We start from the raw sequence: 12,742 nt of genomic DNA, 5'->3' as shown, positions 1-12,742 counted from the left end.
TTTTGTATCCTTATTTGAATTCCTACCGTGTCATTTTTATCCGATATTGCTTAGGTGTATCCCCCGTATATTCTTTAAAAAGTTTGCAAAAGTACCCTTCATTGACGATGCCTACTTCCTCGCACAATTCCAATAAAGAATAATCTCGAACGTTTAACAACTCGAGGGCGAGATGGATTTTTTTACGGTTAATGTAGCTGATCACGCCTTCGTTCATTGTTTTTTTGAATAAGCTGCTAAAATACGATGGCGCTAGATTCACTTCCTCCGCAATTGCCTCCAGCGTTAAACGTTGTTTCAAGTTTGTCTCTATATAATGCATAGCACTCATGATCTCTGCACGATGTAATAGTTGGCCCGCATGCACGTATTCGAATGTGAAATCGCCAATATAGGCGAGTTGCTCCTGAAAAGCCATAAATTCCATGGGGAAGTCTGGAACTTCCGTGGCCATCTTATTCCCTGATTTAAACTTCACGGTAATGTCTCTGTACAAGTCTCTAATCATTGGCGCCATGATAGACTTGTGAATTTTATGGTCCGTAACAAATTGCGACAGATCGGCAAGTGCATTATCCAGCTCTTCCTTGGAAATCTTCCTCTTCAGCCGTATAAGAAAATCAGCCAGCTTCTGTTGAAAATCTGCTTTTTTGTCATTATGGTATTGGAACCGATGCATCGGTGTTTTTACGACTTTTTCGGTATGATAATAGAAATCCTCACTCACATTTTTAGCTTCCGTGTACGCCTGTTTGATCGATTCCCAACCTCGGTGTGGACTTCCAAAAGCGACAGATACCCTTTTATTCAAATATTGATGCAAATGAGAGATGATCTGCCCTCCCAAAGATAAACAAGCATATTCCGTTTCCATATCACTGCGGTTATTTTCCCAAGATAAAAAGCCAATAAAACGATTATCGGAGAGATCCGCAGCTACGCCACTGCTACCATTCATCACCGTTTCTTCGATGATATTTGTTATCGCATACTTCAAGATGTTTTGATCTGCGGCCGCGTATTCATTTCGGAAACTTTCATACGTATTCATCTCAACGATGAAGCAGCAATAGTTGGCTTGAAAGAAATGAAACTGCATGCGATTGGCAAAATCCGATGCCCGATGAGAAGGAATTTCACCTCGGATCAATTCGTTAAAAAATTGCTTGCGGACTCTGTATTTATTTTCAAGCACGGATACGTTTAATGAGTGAAACTCCGCCTCTTTTTTCTCAAACTCATTTAAAATTCCGGCTGCCTTATCCAACGCTCGATTCAAATCGGCTTCCCGCAGCGGAACCTTTACAATGTACTCTAATACGTTGGCTTGAATCGCTCGCTGAGCGTATTCGAAGGATGAATAGGCGGTCAGCAGTATGTATTGGGTATGGGGGAGCTCCGCCTTGAGCTGCTCAATCATGGAGATTCCGTCCATTCGCGGCATTACAATATCGGATATGACGATATCCGGTTTAAGTTTTATGATCTCCTCGATCCCATTCAGCCCATTATTCGCTTTTCCCACCAGAACAAAACGTCTATCCCTATGAGAGAGCTCATTAAAAAACAATTCCAATCGTTGAATGATCAGGTCTTCATCGTCAACAATGAAGCAGGTATAGTCTCTCCCCATTATGCATCTCCTTTTGGCAATTCTGCCGGGAATACAGCGCGTATACGGGTTATTTCCTTAGGTATGCTAATGATATCCAGCCCGAATTGATCTCCGTAGTGGAGTCTTATTCGCCCATGAATATTATTCAGTCCGATTCTTTTCCTTTTTACTTCCTCTTCACTCGGTTCTGAGATTAAAATATGTTTTATTTTATCAGCTGGAATTCCCTCTCCTTGATCAATAACTTCGATGATGACGATGCCGTCCTCCCTGTACGCATGAATCGTAATTGGTCCCTCAATTCCCCCTCCGTTATAACCATGGAAGATACTATTCTCGACAAGGGGCTGTAGCAGCATTCGGAAAACTGGGAAATCCATCAGTCCTGCTTCGATATTTTCAATCAAGTGGAAGTTTCGGTTATACCGAATGTTCTGGATCTCAATATAGTCTGCTACATTGCGTAATTCCTGGCGTAGGGAAACCTTCTCTGAAGCGTCGTCTATCCCGTACTCCAATAATGAAATTAGTGACCCGATCACCACATCTACTTTCTCTATTTGTCCGAGACGTATCACATTGCTGATTGAACCAAGTGTGTTATACAGAAAATGTGGGTTTATTTGAGACTGTAACACTTGGATTTCCAGCTTCCGCTCAAGTTCATTATGAAGCTCGGCCCGGCGAATCAGTTCCACAATTTGTTGCAGCATACGATCGAATGCTCGTGAAAGATCGCCAAACTCATCGTTTCGATTAATCGTAACTGTTGTTGTAAGGATACCTTGTTCCACCTGCTTCATTTTTGTTTTGAGCGTATAGAGTGGTTTTCTTATATATTTGGCAACCAAAAAAGAAATGAACAAACTTAAAAGAAGACCTGCAGCGAGCAACTCGAGGTAATAGGTTTCCAATCTGGACAACGCTGCTTTTAAGCGTGATTCATCGTTGATCGAGATGATGGTCCAGTTGAACTTCTCCGTTGGTTTTTTCAAAAGGGAGACCGGAATACCGTCGTTGGAATACAGTTGAAGGTTTGTTTCTGTCGTATCCAGAATTTCTTCCGCTGACGTCTCTCCAATCGAAAAAGAATGATCTTGAATATTCAGAGGTCCTTTATTTTCAGAAAATCCGGCAATGATCTTACCTGACGCAGTGATCAGAGCCAGATTCATTTGTTCCTGTTTATTAATCTTGAACAAGGTTTCTTCAATGGCATTTAGATCCAAATCAACCGCAATGGCCATAGGAAACGGAGCACCGTTCAGATATCGAACCATCGTAACGGTCCAGCCAGAATACTTCGATTTGTAAGGTTCACTAACAAAGGTAGTCCTTCTATTTTTGTCAGCCGCATCAAATAAAGGTGCTCTTTCAGATAAAGGTTCATCGAATATTCGAGTAGGTGTACTTCCACCCAGAATGGATAAATCACTTTTAATCAAATAAATATTACTGACATAAATACTGTTGAGTTCATACAGCTCCCTTAATTGCTTTTTAATCACTTCGGTATTGTTAATGTTGGCTTTCACTGATGTTTCAACTGAGAAGAGAATCGTCTGGAAAGAGGAAAAATTAACGGTAAAATACTGGTCAACCTTGTCTAATATTTGATTGGTGTAAAAAATGTCATTGGTTCTTATTTCCTTTTGGACATAGCGATAAGACAATTGGCTTATCAAGATGATGCAGCCTAATACAAAGGCAAACACGATAAAAAATAATTTTAAAGGCAAGCTGATTCTTCTTCGCATCCATCATCTTCCTTTTAGTTCCGTTTTAAACTAAGAATAGCATATGCTAATAAAGAGAGGGGCTACGAATAGCCACTCTCTCTTCGTTTATTTTTACTTGATAAGGCCGGCTTCTTTAAATTGCTGGATTGCTGTTTCCTTATATTTCTGCATGTCAAACTTGGTATCCAGCGTCTGGAGGAAATTGTCCCAGTTGGAAAGAGGCTCTTTGCCCGTCATAAATTTAACCAAGCTTTCATTAATGAAACGTGTGCGGTCAGCATCCAAGGTATCGCTAGGGTCAGGGGTCAATAAATTTCCGGGCAGCGTTGGCCCCACATATTGCTGATTGTCCTTGAAAGCTTCCGCCGTCTTCGGATTCTGGAAACTGAAGTACTCCGCATCATCACCACGGCGTGGCATTCTATAATGATCGACCCACAGGTACTTCTCTTTCATTTCCTTTGATAATTCGGAGGTTTTATTTTTGATCTTGCCGTCTACAACATCCCAATGGATGCCTTTGATTCCGTATGCAAAGTTTGGATAAGCTTCTTCATCCGTAAAGAGATAATTCAGCATGGACAAGATCCGAATGATTTTATCCTCGTCCGCTTTTGCGGATATGGCCCATGAATTGCCCTGGAACGATTTTCTCTCTACAATTTGATCCCCGTAAGGACCTTTCATCGGAGGAATAACGATCCATTCCGGCACCTCGCCACTAATTTCTTTCATTTTCTGCTGATAGTCCGGCTCCAGTCTGCGAGCATCTCTGATCATGAAGCCAACTCTACCCTTAAACATCTTTTGGTCCAACAGATCAGGCGAATTCATCGTCACCCAGTCCGGGTCAACCACCTTGGCTGCCATCATTTTATTAATGTAAGCAAGCGCCTCTTTCATTTTGGGATCGATAAACAGAAATACCGGTTCATTATCTTTTATCTCAACGGCTGAAGGAGGGTTGACGCCAAACATCCACATCAAGCTATCAAAGCCATAGGTTTGCAGATTACCTTCTTTATTCATACCACCGATGAATCCGTACGTATCGTTTTTGCCATTCCCGTCCGGATCTTTCTCTGTAAAGGCTTTCATAACTTCGAACAACTCATCAGGTGTCGTTGGTACCTCCATATTCAGCTTTTTCAGCCAATCGTTTCGGATGAAGAAGCTTCGACTGATACCGTTTACATTATCATAGCCTGGAACTCCAATGGTTTTTCCTTGATAGGACATTGCCTCCCATGAGTCGGTGCCAAACCGTTTCTGTAGTTCAGGGAATTGGTCCATATACGGTGTTAAATCCGCAAGAACTCCTTGGTCGTAATATTGCGCAAGATCAGCACGACTTTTCAAGAAGATCAAGTCTGGAATATCCCCGCCTGCAATGAGTGTATTCAGTTTGGTTGTTGCTTGACCCGCTTGAGGAATCATCATCTCCAAGTCGATGTTCATCTCTTCTTCCAACATTTGGCGTTGAATATCTTCATCACGTGGAGGTACCGGAGCAGCAGCATTAAAAGTGCCCTGGTTAAACATTGAGATTTTCATTTTGGTTGCAAACTGGCCAGACTGGCCTTGCGAATTACTCGAAGTTGTCGATGTAACTTCTTCATTTCCCCCACATCCTGACAAAAGCGTTCCAAGTCCTAAGATTGCCGACAGAATAGCAAATGAAATCTTTTTACGCTGCATATTGACCTCTCCTTTGCTTGTATATTATCACGGTTTCCCCGTAATAAGTTAGGTTGGAACACCTTTTATCCTTTAACGGATCCCAGGAGTACACCTTTGGTAAAATGCTTTTGCAAAAATGGATAAACGATCAATATCGGGACTGTAGTTACAACTACTGTAGCCATCTGCACAGCGAACGTACTGACAGCCCCGGAATTGGCGAGCGAATCAGCGCTTTGAGTTGCGACGTTAAGCAGGATGTTGCGCAAAATCACTTGAAGTGGCATGTAGTTGGAATCATTGATATATACAATAGCATCAAAATAACTGTTCCAATGCCCGACTGCGTAAAATAAGGAAATGGTGGACAGGACGGGTAAGGACAGGGGTAAAATGATCCGCCATAACGTCTGAAGTTCACTGGCACCGTCTACCCTCGCTGATTCCTCGATTTCACCAGGTAATTGCTCAAAAAAACCTTTAATAATCACCAGATTAAATGCACTAATGAGATTTGGAATAATCAATACCCAAGGACTGTTTAACAATCCTAGAGAGCGGATTAGTAAATAAGTCGGAATTAATCCCCCACTGAACATCATGGTAAACACAATGAAGAGTAAAAACGGACTTCTTCCGGGCAAATATTTTTTGGATAACGGGTAGGCCGCGATTACCGTAAAAAACACATTTAACGCAGTCCCTACAATCGTTCGAAATAACGTAATTTTATACGCCTGCCAGATCCCATGCGAGATGAATACTTCTTTATAGGCCAGAAAGGTAAAGGATTCTGGTATAATCACAATCCCTCTTCTTAATACTTCCGATTCTGGTGTTACGGAGACAGCAACCACATATAGAAAGGGCAGCACGCACAGTAGGGATAATATAATAAGAACTACATAAACGACGATTTGCCAGACTTTTTCCCCGATTGTCATATGGATCATTCTAAAGACCACCTCACCAGATTTGCCCATCGAATTTTTTGGCGAGCTTATTCGCTGCCAACACTAAAGCAAATCCGATGACAGCTTTAAACAATCCTACAGCCGTAGCCAAGCCAATCTTAAGACGTTCCAACCCTTCGCGGTATACCCATGTGTCGATAATATCGATCTTCTCCTGGTTAAAGGTGTTGGCAAACATGAATATTTGGTCAAATCCCGCATCCAGGATATGGCTTAATTTAAGAATCAGCATCAGAATAATGACTCCTCGAATGCCAGGTAACGTGATATGCCAGAGCTGTCTCCATTTGGATGCACCATCCATTCGAGCCGCTTCATACAAGCTTGGATCGATTCCTGCCAAGGCGGCAAGGTACAAAATCGCCCCCCATCCAATATCCTTCCATACTTCAGATAAGATGATCAGCATTCTGCCCCAGGCAGGTTCCGTTAGAAACGAGATGGGTTCAACACCAAAATCCTTCAAAATCATGTTAAAGAGACCATCCCCTGGGGCTAGTAAGGCTACCATAATTCCATACACAATGACCCATGATAGAAAATGAGGTAAATAAGTGATCGTCTGTACGATTTTCTTAAACCATTGGCTATACACTTCATTGAGGAGTAAAGCAAGCACGATGGGCGCGGAGAAACCGAACAATAGCTTATACAACGATATGACGATCGTATTTTTCATGATGTCCCAGAAATAAACGCCGTTCATAAAATCCGTAAAATTTTTGAATCCCACCCATGGACTATCCCATAGTCCCAAAGCCAGGTTGTAGTTTTTAAAAGCAATCATAATTCCCGCCATAGGAATGTATTTGAATACCGCAAAGTAAATTAAAGCTGGTAATAAGAGAGCATACATCACTTTGTGCTTTTGTATCGTCCTTATCCATGTCTTTCGCTTTTTGGAGATGGGAATGGCGTCCGCTGCCAACTTTGCTTGCATTTCATCACCTCGTCTTTGTTTGTATTTGTATAATAGCACCCGCCTTTCGGATAAATTTCTGAAATATCAAGAATTTCTTATAAGATTTTAAGGAAGTGTGCCTGGGCTCGTTCCAACAGCTAATTCCGGCAACTGAGACAAGAACTTGTTCTGCTAAAATAAAAAAAAGCCGCTATAATAGCGACTTTCAAATGCCGTATTTATACTTCTCCCCAAAAAATCTCAGTTTCATAATCGAATTCAACAAGACCATTTTGATTATTTTTATCAAATAAATTCCGTAGTTCTGTCATCATTGGATCGTAATTTGCATGCCCGGGTACAGGGCTGTAAGAAGATGATAACAACCGGCCTTTCAATCCCTCGAAATCGAACTCCTGACTCATTTTGAATCGCATTTCATGCATTGAACCTTCCATGAAAAAAGAGAGAAGCATCGCCTGAGAAATATTTTTATGATTAACTTTTTCGTAGTCGGTTCCATATGTATGGAGCAGTTGATTGTACTCTTCACGAAATGGAGTACCGTTAGTAAGACGTGAATTCCAGATGAGTATTACTTTCCCACCCGGCTGTAGAATTCTGCGAAACTCGATTTGGGCTGCGGAGCGATCAAACCAGTGAAATGCCTGAGCGCAGACAATAAAATCAACCGACTGATCAGGTAATCCTGTAGATTCTGCAGAACCTGATGTACTCTGAAATTTCGGATTACTTTCTAACATTTGCTCGGCGGCTTCCCGCATTGCCTGATTTGGCTCCACCGCGATTACATAGCTTCCGCGTTCCAGAAGTAGTTTTGAGATGATGCCAGTGCCTGAACCGATGTCTGCTATATTACTGCTCACACGTAAACCAACGACGTCGTACAAATAGTCAATAGCCTCTTTTGGATAACTCGGGCGGTATTTCAAATACGAATCGACCCGGCTCGAAAACCGTTCTCTATTGTTCATCGATCGTCACGCTCCCATCACTATTTTGACATCCTATATACTGGCTTCAGTAATAGCTTCAAAATCTTACTGCCCCAAAAAGCAAATACCGTCGTTCCGGTCCATGAGCTGCGCTTATCTTGGCTGTATTGATCGTTGATCATATAAGTCCGAGTCGAAATAGGACTGTTCAGACCGAACTGTTCCCATTTCCCGGGATCATTCGAACCTCCGAGTTTTCTAAGCATATTCGCCGATTCATGATCAATTTTAGCCGGAATTTGCTCGAATGCTTGGGTGATTTGCGTATGAAACTCGTCGATCGGGTTACGACTGGTAATGCTCTCGAGATGAATGCTTTCACGAATGTAAGAAACGAATGCCAGATGGTCAGCCCAGAACTCGTCGATATAAAAAAGCCGTACACGCTGCTCCGATGGACTCATCAGTCTCTCAGCTTTCATAATTCCGAGCCGTTCTTCATATAGAATTCGCCTCTGATCCTCCACCATATCCGAGTAACAGTTCAATTCCCGCTGAATATCGAAGTTTTGACCTATAATAACGCGCTGGATATGCTCGATTTTGCTGTGGAGCGCCGGACCATCAAGAACCTCGTCCTGATTTGGAGCGCGAAACAGTTTATGAATGCCAAAGCGAAGCATCAACTCGTCCTCCAGGCTAATATAAAATACGGAAGACCCAGGGTCACCTTGGCGGCCGCAACGTCCGCGCAACTGGTCATCAATCCGCATGCTTTCGTTCACATATGTACCGATCACGTATAATCCGCCCAGTTTGGCAACCACTTCTGCCTGAGCGGGATTACCACCGCCGAGACGAATGTCGACGCCGCGCCCTGCCATATTCGTAGATACCGTTACCGCGCCTATTTCTCCCGCTTTAGCGATGATTTCGGCTTCTTTTGCATCGTTTTTGGCATTCAGAACCTGGCAAGGTACGCCAGCAGCGGCAAGCGCCTTCGCCAGCATATCAGATTCCTCGACGCTTGACGTACCAATAAGAATGGGGCGTCCCATCCTATGGACGGAAGAGATTTCTTGTACAAGCGCCTTATATTTGGCTTCTTTATGGGTGTAAATTCGGTGTTTGTGGTCGATCCGTATGTTTGGCTGGTTTGGCGGAATTTGCACGACTTGTAACGCATAGATATCCTCAAATTCCATTGCTGAAGAGTGAGCCGTAGCCGTCATTCCGCAAATTCCCGAATACAGGCTAATAAAGTGCTGAATCGTGATCGTGCCGAGAATTCTACCACCGGCCTTCCACTGCAACCCTTCTTTTGCCATCAGCGCAGCTTGCAACCCATCCGGCAAATACCTGTTCTCGGCCACACGGCCGGTGTGTTCTTCGATTAGCTCGATTACACCGTCCCGGACGATGTAATCAACGTCTTTTTTTAATAACGATTCCACATGCAGCGCACAATTCAATGACGTTAACCAATGACTGTTATGGCTATCGTACAAATTGCCACATCCCAGCAGCAACTCTGCTTTTGCAGCACCCGCTTCATTCAAGTAAACGTTCCGCTGGAACTCGTCAAAATCGTAATGCTCTCCTGGCTGCAGCTGCCGGGCCACTTCTGCGAAAAGAACGCCATCACTTTTGGAAGCACTCGAATCGCCACTAATGACTAGTGGCACTCGTGCTTCATCAAGAAGCAATGAATCTGCTTCGTCGACGATGACGTAATGGAAAGGACGATGCACGGTATCAGCTTCATTGAATGCGATTGTGTCGCGCAAATAATCGAACCCTGCTTCTTTAGCTGTAACATAGGTTATGTCCTTGGCGTAAGCTTCTCGTTTCTCGAACAGGCTCATGCCCGCTTGAACCGAGCTTACCGTTAACCCGAGGAAGCGATAGATCGGGCCCATCCACGCTGCATCTCGATTTGCCAAGTAGTCGTTAAAAGTAAGCACATGAACGCCTTTGCCTGTCAAAGCGTTGAGATAAACAGGCATAACAGCAGAGAGTGTTTTTCCTTCACCGGTATGCTGCTCGATCAAAAATCTTTCGTGCAAAGCGATAGCAGCCATAATCTGGACATCGTAAGGCCGTAATCCGAGTGTTCTCTTCGCAGCCTCGCAGACTAAAGCATAAGCATCAACAAGTAACTCATCCAAAGACGTGCCTAATCTTGCTTCTTCTTGCAGCCGAAGGGATTCCGCTTGCAGGCGCTGATCGTCCCAAGTTTCCAAATTCCGTTTCCTGATAAGCTCCACTCTATCTCGATAATCTTTCAACAAACGCCGGGTATCCCGCTCTTTCAATTCACGTATCAACTTGACGACTACATTCATCGGAATTGATTCCTCCTAAGTAGAAATAGCGGTGCTATATATGGCTTTTTTAGCTGCATCCATTGCGTACATCCTCATATTGCCTTATGAAAAGAAAAGACTCCATATGGAGTCTTTTCTGTCGATGATCAGCGTGCCACCAAACCATTCATTATAAGAGAAACCTACATTACTTCTCCGATGGGAGTGGTGTAAAGAGCAGATTGACCGGCAGGTTGCTTCCCGGCGCGGCAGAGAATAGAATGGTTACGCTCTCTCCAGTTGACCCGGTGCGGTAAAGCACGCTTTGTTCACTTGAATTGGCAACCGCAACGTTACCATCGGCAATCGATACCAACTGATTGTTCACCAGAGCTACTCCGGAGTACTTCCCTCCACGAGGGTTAAAGGAGATAAGCGTACGTGGTGCAACATTGGTCAGCGTGATTTTGTACAATACGCCGAAATTACCCGCATTGGATGCGTCTGTGTAAGCCATCGGATCTGTTCCTACCAGATTGGGATCGCTTGAATTGTCACCAAGTGGCAGACGGGCAGGTTTGATTCCCACGTGCTCATCGTACTTTATAACGCGAGTCGCATTCGGGTACGTACCACGGTTGTGCACTCCGTCACGATCAAGCACAGGTAGCAATGGCAGAGCTTCGAACGGATCTTTATTTTCTTCCACCAGGATAACGTTATAGTCTAAGGAATAATCGCTATAAGCGTCCGAATAGAGAGAGATGACTTGTCCTTCTTTCATCGGCGTTTTATTAAGTTCGGTCAAAATGAGTTTGCTTTCTCCAGGTTGAAGGTACTCTTTCTTTTGATCCGCTCCAGTCTGAATCGACTTGAACCATTTATCAATAGACAATTTCCCAGCTACGGTAGCATACGGAGTAGGTCCGGCAAAGCCCATATTCTGTTGTTCAAATACGGCCGGATTTGGGTTGTTATTGGTTGCAATCACATACATTTTTACTCTTTTGCCTGTATTGTTCACGTGGTGAATCATGAAACGGGTCTGCCCCAAAGATGATTCTTTATATACAATGCCTTCCGTATTCACAGTTTCCGGACTGTTACTGCGAATCAGCAAACTTGGCTCATCCATGTACGTATAAGGCACTTTCTCCATCGTAGTCACTTCGCCGCCGTTAAAGGTGAATTTCTGTCCTACCGGCGTGAAGAGTAAATTAAAATCGGTAAATGAATATAAGGTCTCATTGGTTATGGTGATGACTTTGGAGTACGTGTTCGTAGCACCGTGATTGTCAGTAACTGTAAGTGTCACCGTTTTTGGACCCGGTTCAAAGAACGCAAGTGAATTGTTCTCCCACGCCGCTTTAACAATATTATTTTCATCATCTGTACTTTGGTCTGTGTATGTTATTTTTTCGCCCATTTTATACTCTTCTTTATCCGTGGCGAACATGGCTACAGGAGGAAGATTAGGAGCCAAAACTTCAATCGTAGTTGAATAGGGATCACTCCATTGACCATTGGAATCCTGTACTTGATATGAAATCGTATATGTACCTGCTTGATCAAATGAATCCTGGCGACCAGTCCAGCGTTCGTCAACGATATCCATTCCATTAGGTGAACTGGAAGAAGTCACGTAGTCCACTTGATCACCCGCAAAGATTTCCTTTTGGGAAATGGTAAAGCTTGCAACAGGTTTTGTATTAAGATTCAACACAACCGTTTTAGCCGACTGATTCACTTTATAGGTGATGTTCAGAGCTTGAGTAATGGAAGTTAACGGCACCATGAAAGTACTTTTTTGCTGATAAGCAGGGCCTTTCATCGTTCTGGTCTCTCCATTAACCGTATAGTCCTTGCTGTTAGTTTTGAATCGGAGTTCATCCTCACCACTAATAATGATGGTTTCCTTGGTTTTGTTATCGTATTTGACGCCATATCCCACACGGTCAACCAACGCACGGATTGCAACATAGGATACACCGTTTTTTACAGCCATTGGCTGTCCAGCAAGATACGTTTTTCCATCCTGCTCCATTTTGTTGCTATTCATGTACAACGTCAGATTTCCACCTGCTACTGCAGGAGACGTCCCATCAACGGATGGTTGCTCTATCTGAGCAGGCGTAGCTGGCGTTTCAACCATCTCAGGGGTTTCCTCTTGAACTACAGGTTTTGTACCCGTTTCGTTTGCAGGGGTCTCTCCCCCATCCAATGCAGGCTTCTCGCTATCTGTTTTGGGTGTTGCCTCAGTGCCGGTTGAGGTTTGAGTGTCCTTGGCTTCAGTGGGCGGAGTATTGATAGATTTGTTATTGCTCTCCGTCTTCACTTCACGCTCTGCAATCGGCTGCTCTTGCTGTAACACCTCAACTGATTCTACATTGGCTGTGTTTACTGACGCGGTGTCACCTTGCGGTACTGATTGCGCACTCACAGAACCGACTGCAAATGCTTGAAAAACGGCTAAAGCGGTAAAAATGGATAGTTTCTTCTTCATATTCATGTGTTGTCTTTGGCTCCTTCTACTCTCTAGTAATGTATAACCCCTCAAAAAGTCATAATATT

The 12,742-nt window shown here is 43.5% G+C and carries 8 protein-coding genes; all 8 read right to left on the bottom strand.

Annotated elements, in window-relative coordinates; all coding sequences use genetic code 11:
- Positions 1-22: 22 nt before the first annotated feature.
- Positions 23-1,633 carry a response regulator gene (locus tag MKY95_RS16505; protein WP_047843079.1) on the bottom strand — a complete coding sequence of 537 codons (1,611 nt, stop codon included), beginning with the start codon at positions 1,631-1,633 and terminating at the stop codon, positions 23-25.
- Positions 1,633-3,354 carry a histidine kinase gene (locus MKY95_RS16500; protein WP_339193402.1) on the bottom strand — a complete coding sequence of 574 codons (1,722 nt, stop codon included), beginning with the start codon at positions 3,352-3,354 and terminating at the stop codon, positions 1,633-1,635. The genes MKY95_RS16505 and MKY95_RS16500 overlap by 1 nt, the downstream gene beginning before the upstream one ends.
- Before the next feature lie 111 nt (positions 3,355-3,465).
- Positions 3,466-5,052 (bottom strand): extracellular solute-binding protein, encoded by a 1,587-nt coding sequence (locus MKY95_RS16495; RefSeq protein ID WP_036671349.1) that lies wholly within the window; start codon positions 5,050-5,052, stop codon positions 3,466-3,468.
- 65 nt (positions 5,053-5,117) lie between these two features.
- On the bottom strand, positions 5,118-5,987 hold the full coding sequence (locus MKY95_RS16490; protein ID WP_253508644.1) for a carbohydrate ABC transporter permease: 870 nt from the start codon (positions 5,985-5,987) through the stop codon (positions 5,118-5,120).
- Positions 5,988-6,000: 13 nt separating this feature from the next.
- Entirely contained in the window at positions 6,001-6,948 is a 948-nt protein-coding gene (locus MKY95_RS16485; RefSeq protein WP_036671347.1) for an ABC transporter permease subunit, read from the bottom strand.
- Between the two features lie 200 nt (positions 6,949-7,148).
- Positions 7,149-7,904, bottom strand: coding sequence for a class I SAM-dependent methyltransferase (locus tag MKY95_RS16480; protein WP_076317814.1), 756 nt, complete (start codon positions 7,902-7,904; stop codon positions 7,149-7,151).
- Between the two features lie 20 nt (positions 7,905-7,924).
- Complete coding sequence (locus MKY95_RS16475; protein ID WP_339199876.1) at positions 7,925-10,210, bottom strand: DEAD/DEAH box helicase; 2,286 nt, start codon at positions 10,208-10,210, stop codon at positions 7,925-7,927.
- Between the two features lie 169 nt (positions 10,211-10,379).
- Complete coding sequence (locus MKY95_RS16470; protein ID WP_076317816.1) at positions 10,380-12,680, bottom strand: stalk domain-containing protein; 2,301 nt, start codon at positions 12,678-12,680, stop codon at positions 10,380-10,382.
- Positions 12,681-12,742 lie beyond the last annotated feature (62 nt).

This window comes from Paenibacillus sp. FSL P4-0176, from assembly GCF_037975265.1.
GTDB classification, from domain to species: Bacteria; Bacillota; Bacilli; order Paenibacillales; family Paenibacillaceae; genus Paenibacillus; species Paenibacillus amylolyticus.
The sequence above is the reverse complement of the archived record's forward strand: the minus strand, read 5'-3'. Positions and strand labels throughout refer to the sequence as shown.